This window comes from Blastococcus sp. SYSU D00695, from assembly GCF_054050555.1.
Genome location: NZ_JBJGZP010000013.1, coordinates 1 through 20,827, shown reverse-complemented (window position 1 = coordinate 20,827; position 20,827 = coordinate 1). Strand labels below are relative to the sequence as shown.

Annotated in this window: 19 protein-coding genes; 17 read left to right on the top strand and 2 right to left on the bottom strand. The window is 76.2% G+C overall.

Features of this window, described 5'->3' with window-relative positions; translation table 11 throughout:
* Positions 1-17 precede the first annotated feature (17 nt).
* The 5 genes from ACI781_RS10555 (at position 18) to ACI781_RS10535 (ending at position 3,290) form a co-directional block, all read left to right on the top strand.
* A complete protein-coding gene (locus ACI781_RS10555; protein ID WP_456566049.1) occupies positions 18-506 on the top strand; it encodes a PH domain-containing protein in 489 nt (162 codons plus the stop codon).
* 390 nt (positions 507-896) lie between these two features.
* On the top strand, positions 897-1,535 hold the full coding sequence (infC, locus tag ACI781_RS10550) for a translation initiation factor IF-3 (RefSeq protein WP_456566144.1): 639 nt from the start codon (positions 897-899) through the stop codon (positions 1,533-1,535).
* A gap of 102 nt (positions 1,536-1,637) precedes the next feature.
* Positions 1,638-1,832: a 50S ribosomal protein L35 gene (gene rpmI, locus ACI781_RS10545; RefSeq protein ID WP_113841605.1), complete on the top strand. Its 195-nt coding sequence runs from the start codon at positions 1,638-1,640 to the stop codon at positions 1,830-1,832.
* Between the two features lie 35 nt (positions 1,833-1,867).
* Entirely contained in the window at positions 1,868-2,257 is a 390-nt protein-coding gene (gene rplT, locus ACI781_RS10540) for a 50S ribosomal protein L20 (RefSeq protein ID WP_456566048.1), read from the top strand.
* 241 nt (positions 2,258-2,498) lie between these two features.
* Positions 2,499-3,290, top strand: coding sequence for a TrmH family RNA methyltransferase (locus tag ACI781_RS10535; RefSeq protein ID WP_456566047.1), 792 nt, complete (start codon positions 2,499-2,501; stop codon positions 3,288-3,290).
* Between the two features lie 15 nt (positions 3,291-3,305).
* Here ACI781_RS10535 and ACI781_RS10530 read toward each other — a convergent pair whose 3' ends face one another.
* Together ACI781_RS10530 and ACI781_RS10525 are read right to left on the bottom strand one after the other, a co-directional pair.
* Positions 3,306-5,582: a diguanylate cyclase domain-containing protein gene (locus tag ACI781_RS10530; protein ID WP_456566046.1), complete on the bottom strand. Its 2,277-nt coding sequence runs from the start codon at positions 5,580-5,582 to the stop codon at positions 3,306-3,308.
* 74 nt (positions 5,583-5,656) lie between these two features.
* Positions 5,657-6,496: an EamA family transporter gene (locus tag ACI781_RS10525; protein WP_456566045.1), complete on the bottom strand. Its 840-nt coding sequence runs from the start codon at positions 6,494-6,496 to the stop codon at positions 5,657-5,659.
* A gap of 172 nt (positions 6,497-6,668) precedes the next feature.
* On the opposite strand from ACI781_RS10525, the gene pheS reads away from it, so the two are divergent.
* From pheS to tyrS, 12 genes are all read left to right on the top strand, one after another.
* Entirely contained in the window at positions 6,669-7,736 is a 1,068-nt protein-coding gene (gene pheS, locus ACI781_RS10520) for a phenylalanine--tRNA ligase subunit alpha (RefSeq protein ID WP_456566044.1), read from the top strand.
* Positions 7,736-10,198 carry a phenylalanine--tRNA ligase subunit beta gene (pheT, locus tag ACI781_RS10515; protein ID WP_456566043.1) on the top strand — a complete coding sequence of 821 codons (2,463 nt, stop codon included), beginning with the start codon at positions 7,736-7,738 and terminating at the stop codon, positions 10,196-10,198. Before pheS ends, pheT begins: the two co-directional genes overlap by 1 nt.
* Positions 10,191-10,994 carry an SDR family NAD(P)-dependent oxidoreductase gene (locus ACI781_RS10510; protein ID WP_456566042.1) on the top strand — a complete coding sequence of 268 codons (804 nt, stop codon included), beginning with the start codon at positions 10,191-10,193 and terminating at the stop codon, positions 10,992-10,994. Before pheT ends, ACI781_RS10510 begins: the two co-directional genes overlap by 8 nt.
* Positions 10,995-11,063: 69 nt before the next feature.
* The gene (gene argC, locus ACI781_RS10505; RefSeq protein ID WP_456566041.1) at positions 11,064-12,104 is read left to right on the top strand and encodes an N-acetyl-gamma-glutamyl-phosphate reductase; all 1,041 of its coding nucleotides are present in this window, start codon (positions 11,064-11,066) and stop codon (positions 12,102-12,104) included.
* Positions 12,101-13,252, top strand: a complete 1,152-nt coding sequence (gene argJ, locus ACI781_RS10500; RefSeq protein ID WP_456566040.1) for a bifunctional glutamate N-acetyltransferase/amino-acid acetyltransferase ArgJ — start codon at positions 12,101-12,103, stop codon at positions 13,250-13,252. The genes argC and argJ overlap by 4 nt, the downstream gene beginning before the upstream one ends.
* Positions 13,249-14,376, top strand: a complete 1,128-nt coding sequence (argB, locus tag ACI781_RS10495) for an acetylglutamate kinase (RefSeq protein WP_456566039.1) — start codon at positions 13,249-13,251, stop codon at positions 14,374-14,376. The genes argJ and argB overlap by 4 nt, the downstream gene beginning before the upstream one ends.
* Positions 14,373-15,563, top strand: coding sequence for an acetylornithine transaminase (locus ACI781_RS10490; protein ID WP_456566038.1), 1,191 nt, complete (start codon positions 14,373-14,375; stop codon positions 15,561-15,563). Before argB ends, ACI781_RS10490 begins: the two co-directional genes overlap by 4 nt.
* Positions 15,560-16,507, top strand: coding sequence for an ornithine carbamoyltransferase (gene argF, locus ACI781_RS10485; protein ID WP_456566037.1), 948 nt, complete (start codon positions 15,560-15,562; stop codon positions 16,505-16,507). Before ACI781_RS10490 ends, argF begins: the two co-directional genes overlap by 4 nt.
* Before the next feature lie 13 nt (positions 16,508-16,520).
* Complete coding sequence (locus tag ACI781_RS10480) at positions 16,521-17,105, top strand: arginine repressor (RefSeq protein WP_456566036.1); 585 nt, start codon at positions 16,521-16,523, stop codon at positions 17,103-17,105.
* The gene (gene argH / locus ACI781_RS10475; protein ID WP_456566035.1) at positions 17,102-18,544 is read left to right on the top strand and encodes an argininosuccinate lyase; all 1,443 of its coding nucleotides are present in this window, start codon (positions 17,102-17,104) and stop codon (positions 18,542-18,544) included. The genes ACI781_RS10480 and argH overlap by 4 nt, the downstream gene beginning before the upstream one ends.
* Positions 18,545-18,552: 8 nt before the next feature.
* On the top strand, positions 18,553-19,188 hold the full coding sequence (locus ACI781_RS10470; protein ID WP_456566034.1) for a DNA-3-methyladenine glycosylase: 636 nt from the start codon (positions 18,553-18,555) through the stop codon (positions 19,186-19,188).
* A 2-nt stretch (positions 19,189-19,190) separates the two neighbouring features.
* Entirely contained in the window at positions 19,191-20,477 is a 1,287-nt protein-coding gene (tyrS, locus tag ACI781_RS10465) for a tyrosine--tRNA ligase (RefSeq protein ID WP_456566033.1), read from the top strand.
* The last annotated feature ends 350 nt before the right edge of the window (positions 20,478-20,827 follow it).

Below are 20,827 nucleotides of genomic sequence, written 5' to 3'. Positions count from 1 at the left end.
GCTGGGATGATGGGGGCGTGCCCGCGCCGGAGAGCCCCGCCCGCGTCTCAGCCGTGCCCCGCCGCCTGCGCCTGGTGTGCGCGGTCGCCGCGGCCGTCGTCGTCGTCGCGATGGTGGTCGTCGGCCTGCTGCTGCCGGACTCCTCGACCGGCGTCGTCTCCTTCGGCTGGGCCGACCAGATGGCGATCATCGGCATCGGGGTGTGCCTGGGGCTGGGCATCCTCACGCTGGGGCGCTCCCGCGTGGACGCCGATGCCTCGGGTGTGCGCGTGCGCAACCTCTTCGTCACCCACGAGTACCCCTGGTCGGCCGTCCGCTCGGTGCGCTTCGACCGGCACTCGTCGTGGGCCAGCCTCCTGCTCGGCAACGGCGACGAGGTGTCGGTGCTGGCCGTCCAGGCGGGGGACCGCGACCGCGCCGTCCGGGCGGTGGAGGGGCTGCGCGCCCTGCACGCGGCGGCGAAGGCCGCGGAGCCGGCGCCCCTCCCGCTGCTGTACGACGACTGAGGGCGGACCCGTCCTCCGCCCCCTCGCGAGCTCGGGACGAGCCGCTGGGCCGGGCCGCCGCCGGTGGCGCCTGGGGAGGGGAATGCGCGAGACGGGGGCGACGCTGTAGTGTGGGCGTGCCTCCCCGCTACACGAGGCGCGTGAACCACCCAGCGGCCCCGCCCCGGGCCGCTGACCAAGAGGAGCCCGCTCCCACCTGACGCCACCCCGGCGCCCAGGTCCCCGGTTCGCAGGTGCCGGCCCCGGCCGTCGCCCGCGACGCGCACCACCGGCCCCGGTGTGTGCGCCACCGGCCAGTGGGCCCCGCCGAGCGACCGCTCGCGGGGCCTCCTGTCTGCCGGCGTCCGGTGCGGCGAGCGAGCCCTCCCATGCTGAAGCAGAGGAGAGGCCATCACCGAGCCCCGCATCAACGACCGTATCCGCGTCCCCGAGGTCCGCCTGGTCGGTCCCGAGGGCGAGCAGGTCGGCATCGTGTCGATCGGCGAAGCGCTGCGTCTGGCCCAGGACTCCGAGCTCGACCTGGTCGAGGTCGCGCCCATGGCCCGGCCGCCCGTCGCCAAGCTCATGGACTACGGGAAGTTCAAGTACGAGTCCGCGCAGAAGGCCCGCGAGGCCCGGCGGAACCAGGCGCTCACCGTCATCAAGGAGATGCGGCTGCGCCTCAAGATCGACCCGCACGACTACGAGACCAAGAAGGGCCACGTCGAGCGCTTCCTCAAGGGCGGCGACAAGGTCAAGATCACCGTGATGTTCCGTGGCCGCGAGCAGTCGCGCCCGGAGATGGGGTACCGCCTGCTGCAGCGGCTGGCCGCCGACGTGTCCGAACTGGGCGTCGTCGAGTCCAACCCGAAGCAGGACGGCCGCAACATGGTCATGGTGATCGCGCCGCACCGGAACGCCCAGGCCCTCCAGCAGGCGGCCCAGGCCGCCAAGGGGCGCGAGGCCAAGGCCGAGCGAGGCCAGGCGCCGGCCCCGCAGCAGGAGACGGAGCAGGCCGAGCAGGCCCAGGAGCAGGCGCCCACCGCCTGACCTCTGCCTCCCGCGCAGACCGCACCACCGAGACCTCGGGTGCGCGCGGCAGCCCCGGCTGCCGCGCGCACCCGCACGACGACGACCAGGACAGGCGAGGACATGCCGAAGCAGAAGACCCACAAGGGCACGGCCAAGCGGGTGCGCGTCACCGGCACCGGCAAGCTCATGCGCGAGCAGGCCAACAACCAGCACAAGTTCGAGCACAAGTCGGGTCAGCGTCGTCGCCGCCTCGACCAGGACCAGGTCATCTCGCCGTCCGACGCGAAGAACCTCAAGAAGCTGCTGGGCATCTGACCGCCCGCTCGTAACGACAAGACAGGAGCTCTCACGTGGCACGCGTGAAGCGGGCGGTCAACGCCCAGAAGAAGCGCCGGACGACCCTGGAGGCCGCCAGCGGCTACCGGGGCCAGCGGTCCCGTCTGTACCGCAAGGCCAAGGAGCAGATCCTCCACTCGGCCACCTACAACTACCGCGACCGCAAGGTGCGCAAGGGTGACTTCCGCAAGCTGTGGATCACCCGCATCAACGCCGCGGCCCGCCAGAACGACATGACCTACAACCGGTTCATGCAGGGCCTCAAGCTGGCCGGCATCGAGCTCGACCGGCGCGTGCTGGCCGAGCTGGCCGTCAGCGAGCCGGCCGCCTTCGCCGCGCTCGTCGAGTCCGCCCGGGCCGCGCTCGCCGCGAACCCCGAGGCGACCGGCGCCCAGGCCGCCTGAGCAGCCGTCTGAGCACCACCCCTCCGGCGCCGCCGGTTCCCGGTCCACCACGACCGGGGCCGGCGGCGTCGGCGTGCGCGGGGCCGGCCGCCCCCCGCCGCGCCCGCCCCACCCATTCCCGCCGCGCCCGCCCCACCCATTCCCGCCGAGATCGCCGATCTCGGCGCCATCAGCCGCTCATGCCGCCGAGATCGCCGATCTCGGCGGGGGTGGGGGCAGCCCGCACCGGAGGGACGACGCCATGACCGAGCAGCTCACCGAGCGGTCGGCGCGCGTCGTCGCCGCCCGCAAGCTCACCCGCCGGGCCGGCCGGGACGCCGCGGGCCTGTTCCTCGCCGAGGGCCGGCAGGCGGTGTCGGCGGCGCTGGCCGCGGCGCCGGAGACGGTCCGCGAGGTGTTCGCCACCGAGGCCGCCGCGGCCGCCGCCGCGGACCTGCTGGCCGGGGCCGGGGTCCCGGTGCGGCTGGTCACCGAGAAGGCCGCGGCCGGGCTGTCGGAGACCGTGACGCCGCAGGGGCTGGTGGCGGTGTGCGGGCTGCGGGACGTGCCCGTGCCGGCCCTGCTGGACGCCCCGCCGCGGCTGTCGGTCGCGCTGGCCGAGCTCAACGACCCGGGCAACGCCGGGACGGTGCTGCGGACCGCCGACGCCTGCGGGGCCGGTGCCGTCGTCTTCGGCGCCGGGTCGGCCGATCCCTACGGCGGCAAGGCGGTGCGCTCCAGCGCCGGCAGCCTGTTCCACGTCGACGTCGTCCGCGGCGCGCCGCTGGCGGAGCTGCTGCCCGCCGCCCGCGCCGCCGGGGTGACCGTGCTGGCCGCCGACGGCGGGGGAGAGGCCTCCCTCGACGGGCTGGGCGACATCCTGCGCGGCCCGGTGCTGTGGCTGTTCGGCAACGAGGCCCGGGGCGTCCCCGCCGGGCTGGCCGCGCTCGCGGACGCGCGGGTGCGCATCCCGATGCGCGGGCGGGCCGAGAGCCTCAACCTCGCCGCGGCCGCCGCCATCTGCCTCTACGCCACCCAGCTCGCCCAGGGCTGAGCCCCGCGCGGGCCCTCAGCGCGTGGCGGCCGCCTTCGCCTCGTACATCCGCAGGTCGGCCAGGTGCAGCAGCGCGTCGACGCCGTCGCCGTCCTCCGGGGCCACGGCGATCCCCACGCTGGCGCCCACGCTGACCGTGGCGCCGCGCACCTGCGCCGGGCGGCACACCGAGGCGAGCAGCTCGTCGGCCACCCGGCGGGCCTCGGCATGCGCGCCGTCGGCGGGCAGGCCCGGCAGGGCGACGAGGAACTCGTCGCCGCCCAGCCGGGCGACCAGGTCGCGGCGGCGCAGCCGCTGCCGCAGCCGGCCGGCGACCTGCTGCAGCAGCTCGTCGCCGGCCGCGTGGCCCAGCCGGTCGTTGACCGCCTTGAAGCCGTCGAGGTCCAGGAACAGCAGCGCCAGCGCGTCCCCGCGGGCGCGGGCGTCCCACAGCGCGGTCTCGGCCTGCTCGTGCAGCCGGCGGCGGTTGGCCAGGCCGGTGAGCGGGTCGGTGCCGGCGAGCTCCTCGATCCGCTCCAGGGCCGCGCGGGTGCGGTCGCGCTCCTGCAGCAGCGCCCGCTCGGCCTCGACGCGCGCGGTGACGTCGACCTGCACGCCGATGTACTGCACGACCGTGCCCGAGGCGTCGCGGACCGGCGCCAGGTGCAGCTCGTTCCACCACGGCGTGCGCTCCGGACCGCGGACGTTGAGCAGCGTCTCCCGGCACTCCTGCCCGGCGGCGACGGCCGCGCGGATGCGGGCCAGCGCCGCGGGATCGGTGTCGGGGCTCTGCAGGAACCGGCAGTTGCGGCCCAGCAGCTCCTCGCGGGGCAGGCCGGCCAGCCGCTCGAAGCCGGGGTTGACGTACACCAGCGGCTGGTCGGGGCGGCGCAGGTCGGCGACGGCGACGCCGCTGGGCGTGGCCGCCAGGCCCTCCAGCAGCAGGACCTCCGCGGCCGGGTCCCCACCCGGCGCGCGGGGGACGGGCACCGCGACCGGCGCGGACGGGGCCGCGGGGCGGACGGGCCGCGGCGGGCCGACGCGCGGCGCGACGCGGGCGAGCAGGGACGACGTCGCGCGCACCACCGTCTCCCGGTCGTAGGTCAGCGCGTACTGGAACCGGCGCTCGGCGTCGGGGCCGGAGTCGCCGAGGTCGCGGGCCAGCAGGGCCGCGGAGAAGTGCGGGCTGAGGACCGCGAGGTCCCACTCGCCGCGCACCGGGTCGCCGTCGGCCAGCGTGGCGCCGCGCAGCCCCGGCAGCGGCTCCTCGGGCAGGCCCTCGCCCAGCGCGCACACGAACGCCGTCCGCTCGACCAGGTCGCGGTAGCGCTGCGTGGTGGCGGGCGTGAAGTGGCGGGCCTCCTGGAACGTGGCGGCGACGACGCACGTCGCGCCCATGCGCAGGGCCTCCCGCTCCAGCTGCTTGGACAGCTCGATGAGCAGCGCCTTGGGCGACTGCCGCAGCGGGGTGCCCGGGGGCAGGCAGGCGAACGGGGACACGCTCTCGTCCGCCACGACCGCCTCGGCGCACCCGGGCAGCACGAGCTCGCCGACCTCGCGGTCGGTCACGGGCACCGCCGACGGGCGGCCGAAGTACCAGCCCTGGCCGAGCGTGGCGCCCAGGGCGCGCGCCATCGCCAGGTGCCGCTCGTGCTCGATGCCCTCGGCCAGCACGACCGCGCCGGTCCGCTCGGCGTAGGCGTTGACCGCGTTCATGATCTCGGCGACGTCGGGACCGGGGCGGTCCTGCACCAGCCGCAGGTCCAGCTTCACCACGTCCGGGCGCAGCAGCGGCATGAACGCCAGCGACATCGGCTCGGCGCCGACGTCGTCCACCGCCACGCCCCAGCCGACCGAGCGCACCCGCTCGACCGTGCGCAGCAGCTCGGCGGGCCGGGTGGCCAGCGCCCGCTCGGTGATCTCCAGGACGACGCGCAGCCGGCCCGGCGCCGCGGCGGCCAGCCCCAGCAGCGTCTCCAGCGGCGCGTGGTCGAGCACCTCGGGCTCCACGTTGACGAACAGCGTCAGCGGCGCGGTCAGCCCCTGCTCCAGCGCGCCGCGCAGCGCCGCGGCCCGGCACGCCTCGTCCAGCTCGGCCAGCCGGGCCGCGGCGCGGGCGGCGCCGAACAGCTGGTCGGGGCGCTCGAGCGGGCCCTGCGGTCCGCGGGCCAGGGCCTCGTAGGCGACCAGCCGGCCGGTGTCCATCTCGACGATGGGCTGGAACACGCTGCGGACGCCGCCGGAGGAGAGGACGGCGTCGAGCTCGCCACCGAGGTCGGCGGGAGCGTCGGGCGCGAGCAGGGAGAGGTCCACGGGCAGGGGATCGGCACCCGGGCGCCCCGGGCACACGGGGACGGCGACCGGCCACCCCCAGCGGGGGAGGCCGGTCAGCCGCCGGCGATCAGCGCGATGGCGACCCCGGCCGCGGCCAGCCCCGCCGCCTGGGCGCCGACCAGCCGCTCGCGCAGCAGGGTCTGGGCCAGCACGACGGTGCTCACCGGGTACAGCGCCGACAGCACGCCGATGACGGCCAGCTGGCCCGGGGCCTGGGTGGCGAGCAGGAACAGCGCGTTGGCCGTCATGTCCCCGACGCCGGAGGCCACGACCAGCGGCAGCGCCGCCCGCGGTGGGCGCACCGACCCCCGCGTCGCCCCCGCGACCGCGAGCACCAGCAGGACCGACGCCGCCCGGGCCGCCACCAGCGGCGTGAGCCGGGCGTCGGCGGAGGTCTGGTCCAGCAGGGCGAAGAACAGGCCGAACGCCGCGCCGGCGGCCAGGGCCGGCAGCAGCGCCGCCGGGCGGGCCGCCCGCAGCGCGCCCAGCCCCTCCTCGGCGGACACGAGCGCGATCGCGACCAGGGCGAGCAGGATGCCCGCCGTCGCCCAGGGGCCCACGCGCTCCCCGGACGCCAGCCCGACGACGACGGGGACGGCGGCGGCGGTGACGGCGGTCGTCGGCGCGACCACGCTCATCACCCCTCCGGCGAGGGTGCGGAAGAAGATGGTCAGCCCGGTCGCACCGGCCAGTCCCGCGGCCGCGCCCCACGCCAGGTCCGCGGCGGTGGCGGGGCCGCCGACCCAGGGCAGGAGCAGCAGCAGGGCGGCCAGGCCGGCCGCCTGGGACACCGCGACGACCGCGAGCACCGGGGCCCGGCGGCTGGCGAGCCCGCCGAGGAAGTCCGACGTCCCGTAGACGACGGCCGACGCGAGCGCCAGCAGGACGGCCACGCTGCTCCTCTCCCGCGCCGGGGCCGACCCGGCGCGACCCGGCGCGGGGGCCTGCGCCGGCGCCCGCCGGGCACGAGTGTGCCGACCGCCCGCGGCGGGCGGCGGTCGGGTCGGCGGGTCCCCCGAGAACCCACGCGCGCCCGGGGGGCGGTGCCGGGCAGAATGGCCTCCCGTGTCTGGCGCCAACGACCCCTACGACCCCAAGCAGGTCGCCGCGCTGTCCGCCGAGTCCCTCGACGCCGCGGTCGCCGCCGCGGTCGAGGCCTTCGGCGCGGCCGCCGACCTCGCCGGCCTGGCCGCGGTGCGGCCGGCCCACCTCGGCGACCGGGCGCCGGTGCTGCTGGCGCGCCGCGAGCTCGGTGCGCTGCCGCCGGCCGCGCGCTCGGACGCCGGGAAGCGGGTCAACGCCGCCCGCGTCGCCGTCACCGAGGCCTACGAGCGCCGGCTGGCCGAGCTGGAGGCCGAGCGCGACGCGCGCGTGCTGGCCGAGGAGCGGGTGGACGTCACCCTGCCCTGGGACCGCTCGCCCCGCGGCGCGCGGCACCCGCTGACCACGCTCACCGAGCGCATCGCCGACGTCTTCGTCGGCATGGGCTACGAGGTCGCCGAGGGCCCGGAGCTCGAGGCGGAGTGGCTGAACTTCGACGCGCTCAACATCGGCCGCGACCACCCGGCGCGCACGATGATGGACACCTTCTTCGTCGCGCCGGAGGACGCGGGTCTGGTGCTGCGCACGCACACCAGCCCGGTCCAGGCGCGCACCCTGCTGTCGCGCCGGCCGCCGGTCTACGTCGTCGCGCCCGGGCGGGTCTACCGCACCGACGAGCTCGACGCGACGCACACCCCGGTCTTCCACCAGGTGGAGGGCCTGGCGGTCGACCGCGGGCTGACCATGGCCCACCTGCGCGGCACCCTGGACCACCTGGCCCGCTCGCTGTTCGGCGCCGACGCGATCACCCGCTGGCGGCCGTCCTACTTCCCGTTCACCGAGCCGTCGGCGGAGTTCGACGTCTGGTTCCCCGAGCACCGCGACGGCCCGCGCTGGGTCGAGTGGGGCGGGTGCGGGATGGTCAACCCGCGGGTGCTCGTCGCCTGCGGCGTGGACCCGGAGGAGTACAGCGGGTTCGCCTTCGGCATGGGCATCGAGCGGGCCCTGCAGTTCCGCTCGGGTGTCGGCGACATGCGCGACATCGTCGAGGGCGACGTCCGGTTCACGACTGCGTTCGGAGTGGAGCTCTGATGCGGGTCCCCATCGGCTGGCTGGCCGAGCACGTCGACGTCCCCGCCGGGACGAGCGTCGAGGAGCTCGACACCGCCTTCGTCCGGCTCGGCCTGGAGGTCGAGGAGATCCACCGCCCCGAGCCGGTCACCGGCCCGCTCGTGGTCGGCCGGGTGCTGGAGATCGAGGAGCTGACCGGCTTCAAGAAGCCGATCCGGTTCTGCCAGGTCGACGTCGGGGAGGCGCAGTCGCGGGGCATCGTGTGCGGCGCGCGGAACTTCGCCGTCGGCGACGCCGTGGTGGTCGCGCTGCCCGGCGCCGTGCTGCCCGGTGGCTTCGCGATCGCCTCGCGGAAGACCTACGACCGGGTGTCGGACGGGATGATCTGCTCGGTCCGCGAGCTCGGCGTGGGCGAGGACCACGCCGGGATCCTCGTGCTCGGGGACGACGCCCCCGCCCCCGGGACGCCGGCGGCGCCGCTGGTCGGGCTCGACGACGTCGTCATCGAGCTGGCCGTCACCCCCGACCGCGGCTACTGCCTGTCGATGCGCGGCATCGCCCGCGAGATGGGCACCGGCCTGGGCGTCGACTGGCGCGACCCGGGGGCGCTGGAGCTGCCCGCGTGGTCGGGCGAGCCCGCCTGGCAGGTGCGCGTCGAGGACGCCGAGCGCTGCGACCGCTTCTCGATGATCGCGCTCGAGGGGCTGGACCCGACCGCGCCCAGCCCGTGGTGGATGCGCCGCCGGCTCGCGCAGTCCGGCGTCCGCAGCATCTCGCTGGCCGTCGACGTCACCAACTACGTGATGCTCGAGCTCGGGCAGCCGATGCACGCCTTCGACCGCGCCGCGGTGACCGGCCCGATCGTCGTCCGCCGGGCGCGGGCGGGGGAGCGGGTGACCACCCTCGACGGCGCCGACCGCGTGCTGGACGCCGACGACCTGCTCATCACCGATGACACCGGCCCGATCGGGCTGGCCGCCGTCATGGGCGGCGCGTCCACCGAGATCGGGGACGGCACGACCGACGTGCTGCTGGAGGCCGCGCACTGGGAGCCCACCGGGGTGGCGCGCACCGCCCGCCGGCACCGGCTGCCCAGCGAGGCCGCCAAGCGCTTCGAGCGCGGGGTCGACCCGGAGATGACCGTCGTCGCCCTCGCGCGGGCCGCCCAGCTGCTCGCCGAGTACGGCGGCGCGCGGGTCGTCGGGGCGCCGGTCGACGTCGACACCCGCCGCCCGCGGACGGCGATCACCCTCGACGCCGGGCGGCCCGCCCGCGTCGCCGGCGTGCCCTATCCCGCCGCGGAGGTGGTCGAGCGGCTGACCCAGGTCGGCTGCGCGGTCGAGGGGACGGCGGGCACGCTCACCGTCACCCCGCCGTCGTGGCGCCCGGACCTGACCGACCCGGCCGACCTGGTCGAGGAGGTCGTCCGGCTGGCCGGCATCGACGACATCCCGTCGGTCCTGCCCACCGCCCCGCCCGGCCGCGGGCTGACCGACGGCCAGCGCCGCCGCCGCGCGATCGGCCGGGCGCTGGCCGAGGCCGGCTACGTCGAGGCGCCGGCGTACCCGTTCGTCGGGGAGCGGGCGCTGGACGCGCTCGGCCTGCCCGCCGACGACGAGCGCCGCGCGGTGGTCGTCGTCCGCAACCCGCTGTCGGAGGAGGAGCCGGCGCTGCGCACCACGCTGCTGCCCGGCCTGCTCGCGACCCTGGCCCGCAACCTCGCCCGCGGCCGGCGCGACCTGGCGCTGTTCGAGCACGGCTCGGTGTTCCCCGGGGGGCACCGCACCCCGGCGCCGCTGCCGGGCGTGGCCGGCCGGCCCGACGACGCGACGCTGGCCGCGCTGCTCGGCGCCGTCCCCGACCAGCCCTGGCACGTCGCCGTGGCGCTCACCGGGCAGCGCGAGGCGCGCGGCTGGTGGGGGCCCGGCCGGCCCGCCGAGTGGGCCGACGCCGTCGAGGCCGCCCGCCGGGTCGCCGCCGCCGCCGGCGTGCAGCTGACCGTGCGCGCCGGCGACCGCGCGCCCTGGCACCCCGGCCGCTGCGCGGAGCTGCTCGTGGACGGCGTCGTGGTGGGGCACGCCGGTGAGCTGCACCCGCGGGTGTGCGCGGCGCTGGAGCTGCCGGCGCGCACCTCGGTGATGGAGCTCGACGTCGACGCCCTGCCGGCCGCTGCGGTCCCGGTCGGTCCGGCGGTCTCGGCCTTCCCGCCGGTCTACCTGGACCTGGCCTTCGTCGTCGCCGACCCGGTGCCGGCGGCCGACGTCGCGGCCGCGGTCCGCGAGAGCGCCGGGGACCTGCTCGAGGACGTCCGGCTGTTCGACGTCTACGCCGGGCCGCAGGTCGGTGCCGGCCGCCGGTCGCTGGCCTTCGCGCTGACGTTGCGGGCGCCGGACCGGACCCTCAGCGGCGAGGAGGCCGCCGAGGTCCGCGAGCGCGTCATCCGGTTCGTGGAGCAGGCGCACGGGGCCGAGCTGCGTGGCTGAGCTGGCCGGGGTCGCGCTGGTCACCGGCTCGGGGTCGGGCATCGGCCGGGCCCTCGCCGAGGGCCTGGCCGCCCGCGGCATGGCCGTCGCCGGGCTGGCCCGGTCGGCCGGCCGGCTGCGGGCGGCGATGGACGAGATCGCCGCCGCCACCGGCGCCCCCACCCTGGCCGTGACCGCCGACGTCACCGACCGGGCGGCCGTCGACGCGGCGGTGGCGCAGGTGACCGACGAGCTCGGCCGGGTCGACCTGCTGGTCAACAACGCGGGGCTGATCGACGCGGCCGAGGAGCCGCTGTGGGAGGCCGACCCCGACCAGTGGTGGGACGTCGTCGCCAGCCACGTGCGCGGCGGGTTCCTGCTCTGCCGCGCCGTCGTCCCGTGGATGGTGCTGCGCAACCGCGGCCGCATCGTCAACGTCGCCAGCGGGATGAGCGTGCGCGCCCGGCCGGAGTACTCGGCCTACTCGGTGGCCAAGACCGGGCTGATGCGGCTCACCGAGGCCCTGGCGGGAGCGCTGGAGGGGTCGGACGTGCGCGCGTTCGACCTGGCCCCCGGCGTCGTCCGGACGACGATGACCGAGGCCATGCCCCTGCACGCCGGGCGGACCGAGTGGACCGACCCGGCCGACGTCGTCCGGTTCGTGACCGCGATCGCCGCGGGCGAGCTCGACGCCTGGAGCGGGCGGTTCCTGCGCGTCGGCGGCGACGACCTCGACGCCCTCCGCGGCCGCACCCCCGAGGGCGACGCCCGCCGGCTGCGGCTGCGCCCGTACGGCGACGACGACCCGCTCGCCTGACCCGGACCGCGGGGCCCTCCCGGGAAACCGCCATGCACGGTCATGCACGGCCGTGTATGGTCATGCATCGTGAGCGCATCGCAGACGTGGACGGTCGGGGTCACCGGCGCCACCGGGTACGCGGGGGGTGAGGTGTGCCGGCTGCTGGCCGGCCACCCGCAGCTCCGGCTGACCGGGGTGCACGCGGCATCGAGCGCCGGCCGACGCCTCGGTGAGCTCCAGCCGCACCTGCTGCCCTACGCCGACCTCGAGGTCCGGCCCAGCGGCGTCGAGGACCTCGCCGGCTACGACGTCGTCGTCCTGGCGCTGCCGCACGGCGAGTCCGCCGCGATCGCCGCGCAGCTGCCCGCCGACACCCTGGTCATCGACTGCGGCGCCGACCACCGGCTGACCGACCCGGCCGCGTGGACCCGGTGGTACGGGAACGAGCACGCGGGCTCCTGGCCCTACGGCCTGCCCGAGCTGCCCGGCCAGCGGGAGAAGCTCGCCGGGGCGCGGCGGATCGCCGTCCCGGGCTGCTACCCGACCTCGGTCACCCTGGCCATGGCCCCGGCCCTGGCCGCCGGCCTGGTCGAGCCCGAGGTCGTCGTCGTGGCGGCCTCCGGCACGTCGGGCGCGGGCAAGTCGGTCAAGCCGCACCTGCTGGGCAGCGAGGTCATGGGCTCGGTCAGCGCCTACGGCGTGGGCGGGGTGCACCGGCACACGCCGGAGATGGCGCAGACGCTCTCGCAGGCCGCCGGCGCGCCGGTGTCGGTCAGCTTCACCCCGACGCTGGTGCCGATGAGCCGGGGCATCCTCGCCACCTGCTCGGCGCGGCTCGCCCCCGGTGTGGACGCCGACGCCGCCCGGGCCGCCTACGCCGAGGCCTACGCCGACGAGCCGTTCGTGCACCTCCTGCCCGAGGGCCAGTGGCCGACCACCGCCCAGGTGCTCGGCGCCAACACCGTCGCCATCCAGCTCGCGGTCGACCCCGACGCCGGCCGGCTGGTCGTCGTCGCCGCCGTCGACAACCTGACCAAGGGCACCGGGGGAGCGGCGGTCCAGTGCGCCAACCTCGCCCTCGGCCTGCCCGAGACCACCGGCCTGCCCCTCGTAGGAGTCGCACCGTGACCACCACCGCCGCCCAGGGCTTCCGGGCCGCCGGCGTCGCCGCCGGGCTCAAGTCCTCCGGCGCACCCGACGTCGCGCTGGTCGTCAACGACGGTCCCGACGACGCCGCGGCCGCCGTCTTCACCACCAACCGCTTCCCGGCCGCACCGGTGCAGTGGAGCCGCCAGGTGCTCTCCACCGGCCGGCTGCGGGCCGTCGTCCTCAACTCCGGCGGGGCCAACGCCTGCACCGGACCCGAGGGCTTCGCCGACACCCACGCCACGGCCGAGCACGCCGCGGCTGCGCTCGGCCTCGGCGCGGTCGACGTCGCCGTCGCCAGCACCGGGCTCATCGGCGTGCGGCTGCCCATGGACCGGCTGCTCCCGGGGGTCACCGACGCCGCGAAGGCGCTGAGCGCCGACGGCGGGCCGGACGCCGCCCGGGCGATCATGACCACCGACTCGGTGCCGAAGACGGCGGTCGTCGAGCGCGACGGCTGGACCGTCGGCGGGATGGCCAAGGGCGCGGGCATGCTCGCGCCCAGCCTCGCCACGATGCTCGTCGTGGTGACCACCGACGCGGTGGTGCCGGGCGCGGTCCTGCAGACCGCGCTGGAGGCGGCCACGAGGGCGTCGTTCGAGCGGGTCGACTCCGACGGCTGCCTGTCCACCAACGACACGGTCGTGGCCATGGCGAACGGGGCCAGCGGGGTGACCCCCGGCGCCGCGGAGCTCACCGAGGCACTGACCGCGCTCTGCACCGACCTGGCCCTGCAGCTGCTCGCCGACGCCGAGGGCTCCACCAAGGACATCGCGATCACCGTCCGCAACGCCGCCACGGTCGAGGACGCGCTGACCGCCGGCCGGGCCTGCGCCCGCAACAACCTGCTCAAGACCGCGCTGTTCGGCAACGACCCCAACTGGGGCCGGGTGCTCGCCGCGATCGGCACCACCGACGCCGCCTTCGAGGCCGACTCGGTCGACGTCACGATCAACGGGGTCACCGTCGGCCGGAACGGGTCGATCGGCGACCCGCGGGAGGGCGTGGACCTCACCGGCCGGGCCGTCACCATCGACGTCGACCTCCGGGCCGGCACCGAGCAGGCGACGATCTGGACCAACGACCTGTCCATCGCCTACGTGCACGAGAACTCGGCGTACTCCACATGAGCGTCAGCGAGCCCGAACCCCACGTCACGACGGTGCACGACCCGGACGCGCAGGACCCCACCCCGCCGGACGTGCGCATCGACGCGCACGCCCCCGACGTGGGGGCCGTGCGCCGCCGCATCGGCACGACCCGCAAGATGCGCACCTACGACCCGGCCGGTGACGCGGCCAAGGTCGCCGTCCTCACCGGCGCGCTGCCGTGGCTCAAGGAGTTCCACGGCAACGTCGTGGTGATCAAGTACGGCGGCCACGCGATGGTCGACGACGAGTGCCGGCGCGCCTTCGCCGACGACATGGTGTTCCTGCGGACCTGCGGGATCCTGCCCGTCGTCGTGCACGGCGGCGGCCCGCAGATCACCGACATGCTGGGTCGCCTGGGCATCACCAGCGAGTTCCGCGGCGGGCTGCGGGTGACCACCGAGGAGACCATCGACGTCGTCCGGATGGTGCTCACCGGCCAGGTCACCCCCGAGGTGGTCGGGCTGATCAACCAGCACGGCCCGCTGGCCGTGGGCCTGTCCGGGGAGGACGGCGGCCTGTTCCGCGCCGAGCGCACCCGGGCGCTGGTCGACGGCGAGCCGGTGGACGTCGGCCTGGTCGGCGACGTCGTCGAGGTCGACCCGACCCCGGTCCAGGCGCTGCTGGAGCGCGGGCACATCCCGGTCATCGCGACCGTCGCGCCCGACGCCGACGGCGTGGTGCACAACGTCAACGCCGACACCGCCGCGGCCGCGGTCGCCGTCGCGCTGGACGCCGTCAAGCTCGTCGTCCTCACCGACGTCGAGGGGCTCTACGCCGACTGGCCCGACCGGGGCTCGCTGGTGCAGCAGATCGACGCCGCGGAGCTGGCCGAGATCCTGCCGGACCTGGACTCCGGGATGGTGCCGAAGATGGCCGCCTGCCTGCGGGCGGTCGAGGGCGGGGTGAAGCGGGCGACCGTCGTCGACGGGCGCACCCCGCACGCCCTGCTGCTGGAGATGTTCACGAGCGAGGGCACCGGGACGATGGTCGTCCCCGCCCCGCCGACCCACGACCCGACGACCCACGACGCGACGACCCACGACGCGACGACCCACGACCCGACGACCCACGACCCGACGACCCAGGAGGAGGCGACAGCATGACGAGCACGACGCACACGGAGGAGCTGGGCCGCCGCTGGTCGGCGGTCATGATGGGCAACTACCGGACGCCGCCGATCGCCCTGGCCCGGGGCGAGGGCGCGCGCGTCTGGGACGTCGACGGCCGCGAGTACACCGACCTGCTCGGCGGCATCGCGACGACGATCCTGGGCCACGCCCACCCGCGGGTCGTCGAGGCGATCACCCGGCAGGCGCAGGTCCTCGGGCACGTGTCGAACCTGGCGATGCACGAGCCGGGCGTGCTGCTCGCCGAGCGGCTGCTGGAGCTCGCCGGCCGGCCGGGCCGGGTCTTCTTCTGCAACTCCGGCGCGGAGGCCAACGAGGCCGCGTTCAAGCTCAGCCGGCTGACCGGCCGGCCCGGCGTGGTCACCGCCGAGGGCGGCTTCCACGGCCGGACCATGGGCGCCCTCGCGCTCACCGGGCAGCCGTCCAAGGCCGCCGCGTTCGCCCCGCTGCCCGGCGGGGTGTCCCACGTGCCCTACGGCGACGCCGACGCCCTCGCCGGGGCCGTCTCCGACACGACGGCGATGGTGCTGCTCGAGCCCGTCCAGGGCGAGGGCGGGGTCCAGCCCGCGCCCGCCGGCTACCTGGCCGCCGCCGCCTCGACCGCGGCCGGCGCGGGCGCGCTGTTCGCCCTCGACGAGGTGCAGACCGGCATCGGCCGCACCGGGCACTGGTTCGCCTCCCAGGCCGACGGGCTGCGCCCCGACGTGATCACCCTCGCCAAGGCCCTCGGTGGGGGGCTGCCGATCGGCGCGATGCTCGCCTTCGGCGACGCCGCGGAGCTGATGACCGCCGGCTCGCACGGGTCCACCTTCGGCGGCAACCCGATCGCCGCGGCCGCCGCCCTGGCCGTGCTCGACACCCTCCGCGACGAGGGGCTGCTGGAGCGGGCCAAGGAGCTCGAGCACCGGTTCAGCACCGGCATCGAGGGGCTCGGGCACGACGCGGTCGCCGGCGTCCGGGGGAGGGGCGCGCTGCTCGGCGTCGTCCTCACCGCGCCGGTCGCGGCCGCCACCGAGACCGCGCTGCGCGACGCCGGGTTCCTCGTCAACGCCGTCGCCCCCGACGTCGTCCGGCTGGCCCCGTCCCTGGTGGTCACCGACGCCCAGGTCGACGCCTTCGTCGCCGCCCTGCCGGGCGCCCTGGACGTGGCGGGCCGGTCGTGACCCGCCACTTCCTGCGCGACGACGACCTCTCGCCCGCCGAGCAGGCCGAGGTCCTCGCCCTCGCCGCCGAGCTCAAGCGCACCCGGCACACCGACGCCGCGCCGACCCCGCTGCGGGCGGCCAACGGGGTGCCGCGCGCGGTGGCCGTGCTGTTCGACAAGCCGTCCACCCGCACGCGGGTGTCGTTCTCCGTCGGCGTCGCCGAGCTCGGCGGCTACCCGCTGGTCATCGACGCCGCCGCCAGCCAGCTGGGCCGCGGCGAACCGGTCGAGGACACGGCGCGGGTGCTGGACCGGCAGGTGTCGGCGATCGTCTGGCGCACCTTCGGCCAGGACCGCATCGAGGCCATGGCGGGGGCCAGCCGGGTGCCGGTGGTCAACGCGCTCACCGACGAGTTCCACCCCTGCCAGATCCTCGCCGACCTGCAGACCGTCGCCGAGCACAAGGGCGCCCTGGCGGGGCTCACGATGAGCTACCTCGGCGACGGCGCCAACAACATGGCGCACTCCTACCTGCTGGGCGGGGCGACCGCCGGCATGCACGTGCGGATCGGCTCGCCGGAGGGGTTCCAGCCCGACCCGGCGGTGCTGGCGCGGGCCGCGGAGATCACCGCGGGGACCGGCGGCTCGGTGTGCTGGACCGCCGACCCCGCGGCCGCCGCCGACGGCGCCGACGTCCTGGTCACCGACACCTGGGTGTCCATGGGGCAGGAGTCGGAGTACGAGGAGCGCATCGCCCCGTTCCTGCCCTACGCCGTCGACGAGGTGGCGCTGGCCCGGGCGGCCGGCGACGCCGTCGTCCTGCACTGCCTGCCCGCCTACCGCGGCAAGGAGATCGCCGCGGAGGTCCTCGACGGCCCGCGCAGCGTCGTCTGGGACGAGGCGGAGAACCGGCTGCACGCCCAGAAGGCGGTGCTCACGTGGCTGCTGGAGCGTGCCCGGTGAGGTGCCGACGCCGATGACCGGTGCGCTGTCGCGCAGCGCCCGCCAGGCGCGCATCCGCGAGCTGATCGAGGCCCAGGCGGTGACCTCGCAGACCCAGCTGGCCGCGCTCCTGGCGGCGTCGGGCGTCGAGGTCACCCAGGCGACGCTGTCGCGGGACCTGGAGGACCTGGGCGCGGTCAAGCTGCGCGGGTCCGACGGCGCCCCCGCCAGCTACGTCCTGCCGCCGGAGAACGCGCCGCTGCGGCCCGCGCAGAGCGCCCCGGCCCGCCTCACCCGCCTGCTGGCCGACCTGCTCATCGGCGCGGAGGGCAGCGCGAACCTCGCCGTCCTGCGCACCCCGCCCGGTGCGGCGCAGTTCCTCGCCTCCGCCCTGGACAAGGTGGGGCTGCCCGACGTCCTGGGCACCATCGCGGGGGACGACACGCTGCTCGTCGTCTCCCGCGCCCCCGACGGCGGTCCGGCGCTGGCCGGGCGGCTCACCGCCCTGGCCCGCCGGACCCCGCCGGTCTACCCCGAGCTGAACGCCGACCTCGTCGCCGAGGACGGCACCCACCCGACCGACACCACCGCCGACACCCCGGAGGGACCCACCCCGTGAGCGCCGACGCACAGCCCTCTCAGACCCGGCTCTGGGGCGGCCGCTTCGGCGGCGGCCCGTCGCCGGCGATGGCCGCGCTGAGCAAGTCCACGCACTTCGACTGGACGCTCGCCCCGTACGACCTGGCCTGCTCCCGGGCGCACGCGCGCGTGCTGCACCGCGGCGGCCTGCTGACCGACGACGAGCTGGACGCCATGGTCGGCGCCCTCACCGAGCTGTCGGCGGAGGTCGCCGCCGGCACCTTCGGCCCGCAGGAGTCCGACGAGGACGTGCACGAGGCGCTCGAGCGGGGCCTCACCGAGAAGCTGGGCGCGCTGGGCGGCAAGCTGCGCGCCGGGCGCAGCCGCAACGACCAGATCGCCACCGACCTGCGGCTGTACCTGCGGCACAACGTCCGGGCGCTGGTGCGGGAGCTGTCCTCGCTGGAGTACGCGCTGGTCGGTCTCGCCGAGCGGTACGCCGACGTCGCCGCCCCCGGCATGACGCACCTGCAGCACGCCCAGCCGATCCTGGTCGCCCACCAGCTGCTGGCGCACGCGCACTCCTTCGCCCGCGACGTCGACCGGCTGCAGGACTGGGACCGGCGGGCCGCCGTCAGCCCCTACGGCTCCGGCGCGCTCGCCGGGTCCTCGCTGCCGCTGGACCCCGACGCCGTCGCCGCCGAGCTCGGCTTCGACCGCGCCTCGGACAACTCCATCGACGGCGTCAGCGACCGCGACTTCGCCGCCGAGTTCTGCTTCGCCGCCGCGCTGGTCGGCGTCCACCTGTCCCGGCTGGGGGAGGAGGTCGTCCTGTGGACCTCCACCGAGTTCGGCTGGGCGCGCCTGGACGACGCCTGGGCCACCGGGTCGTCGATCATGCCGCAGAAGAAGAACCCCGACATCGCCGAGCTCGCCCGAGGCAAGTCCGGGCGCTTCGTCGGCAACCTCACCGGCCTGCTCACGATGCTCAAGGGCCTGCCGCTGGCCTACGACCGGGACCTGCAGGAGGACAAGGAACCGGTCTTCGACTCCATGGAGCAGCTGCTGCTGCTCCTGCCCGCGGTCACCGGGATGATGGCGACCCTCACGCTGCGCCCGGAGGTCATCGAGGCCGCCGCGCCCCAGGGGTTCGCGCTGGCCACCGACGTCGCCGAGTGGCTCGTCCGCGAAGGCGTGCCGTTCCGGTCGGCGCACGAGATCTCGGGCGAGATGGTCGCCTTCTGCGAGTCCGCCGGCCTCGAGCTCGACGAGCTCGACGACGACCAGCTCGCCGGCATCGACGAGCGCCTCACCCCCGAGGTGCGCGCGGTGCTGTCGGTGCGGGGCGCGCTGGCCGCGCGGAAGGCCCGCGGGGGGACGGCGCCCGAGCGGGTCGCCGGGCAGCTGACCCAGCTGGCCGAGCTGGCCCGCCGGCACGCGGACTGGGCGACGTCGTCCCCGGTGGCGGCGGCGCTCTGAGCCCTGCCGTGCCCGGGCCGCTGCTCACCGCCGATCAGCTGCTCGGCCCGGTCGACGACGTCGCACCCGCACTGCTGGGCTGCTGGGTCGTCACCGACCGGCCCGAGGGCACGGTCGCGCTGCGCCTGACCGAGGTGGAGGCGTACTCGGGGGAGGGGGCGGACCCCGCCTCGCACGCCCACCGCGGCCCGACGCCGCGGGCGGCGATCATGTTCGGCCCGCCGGGGCGGCTGTACGTGTACTTCAGCTACGGCGTGCACTGGTGCGCCAACGTCGTCGTCGGCCCGGAGGGGCGCGGGTCGGCGGTGCTGCTGCGGGCGGGCGAGGTGGTGGCGGGGGAGCCCCTCGCGCAGGCTCGCCGTCCCGCCGCGAGGGCCGCGCGCGACCTCGCCCGCGGCCCGGCCCGGCTCACCCAGGCGCTCGGCATCGGCCCGGACGACCGGGGCGCCGACCTGCTGGACCCGGCGTCGCCGGTGCGCCTGCACGCCGGTGGTCCCCCCGCGGCGGTGGCCACCGGCCCGCGGGTGGGGATCAGCGTCGCGACCGAGCTGCCCTGGCGGTTCTGGGACCCCGCGTCGGACACGGTGAGCGCCTTCCGGCCGGGTGGGCGGAGGGCGCGGCGGGCCGCGGGGGAGGATCGGTAGCCGTGACCGACGTGATCGACGAGCTGCACCGGCGTGGGCTGATCGCCCAGACCACCGACGAGGACGCGCTGCGCGCCCACCTGGCCGCCGGGCCGGTCACCTACTACTGCGGCTTCGACCCCACCGCGGCCAGCCTGCACGTCGGGCACCTCGTGCAGCTCATGCTGCTGCGGGCCCTGCAGCGGGCCGGGCACCAGCCGATCGTGCTGGTCGGCGGGGCCACCGGCCTGATCGGTGACCCGCGGCCCACCGCCGAGCGCCAGCTCAACGAGCGGGACACCGTGGCGGAGTGGGTCGGCAGCATCCGCCGGCAGATCGCCCCGTTCCTGGAGACGCCCGCCGAGCGGGACGGCCTGCGTGCGCCGGTGTACGTGGACAACCTCGAGTGGACGTCGCAGCTGTCGGCCATCGACCTGCTGCGCGACCTGGGCAAGCACTTCCGGGTCGGGCGGATGCTCGCCAAGGAGGCGGTGTCGGCCCGGCTGAACTCCGAGGCCGGCATCAGCTACACCGAGTTCAGCTACCAGATCCTGCAGGCCAACGACTTCCGCGAGCTGTTCCGCCGGCACGGCTGCACGCTGCAGAGCGGCGGCTCGGACCAGTGGGGCAACCTCACCGCCGGCATCGACCTCGTGCGCCGCACCGAGGGCACCGGCGTGCACGCGCTCTCCACCCCGCTGGTGACCAAGTCCGACGGGCAGAAGTTCGGCAAGAGCGAGGGCGGCACCGTCTGGCTGGACCCGGCGCTCACCTCGCCGTACGCGTTCTTCCAGTTCTGGCTCAACGCCGACGACGCCGACGCCCGCACCTGGCTGCCGCAGTTCTCCGAGCGTCCGGCCGAGGAGGTCGCCGCCGTGGTGGCCGAGAGCGAGGAGCGGCCCGCCTCCCGCGCCGCGCAGCGAGCCCTCGCCGAGGAGCTGACCCTCCTGGTGCACGGTCCCGAGGAGCTGCGCCAGGCCGAGGCGGCCGGTCGGGCGCTGTTCGGCCGCGAGGAGCTGTCGACGCTCGGCGCCGACACCCTCGGAGCCGCGCTGCGGGAGGCCGGCAGCGTGACGCTGGACGGCGAGCTGCCCTCGATCGCCCAGCTCCTGCAGCTGTCCGGCCTGGCGGCGAGCCTCTCCGAGGCCCGGCGCACGGTGAAGGAGGGCGGCGCGTACCTGAACAACGAGCGTGTGACGGACGCCGACGCGGTCCCCGGGGCGGACTCCTGGCTGCCCGGTGGGTGGCTGGTCCTGCGTCGTGGCAAGCGGGCCGTGGCCGGTGTGCAGCGTGGCCCGTCCGCGCCCTGAGGGCCGGCCTGGCGTGTGAACGCCAGGTGACGCGCCGGTTCCGGCCGGGTGTCCACCGTCACCCCCGGGCGGGTTTGACAGGGCGTCCGGCAGGCGCGTAACTTTCTCTCTGCGCCGCGCTGGTCCGGAAGGGCCGCGAGGAGGGGGTCCGGAAGGGCCGCCCGCAGGGCGTAGAGTGGACAAGCCGCCGTTGACGAGGGCCCCGCAGGGGGTCTGGTTCTTCGCGCGTCCGTTCCTTGAGAACTCAACAGCGTGCCGAAAGTCAGTGCCAAGTATTACCCCGTGCACTGCATCCTCTGGGTGTGGTGTGGGGATTCCTTTGGTTGATTGACATCGAGAGTGCTAGCTCT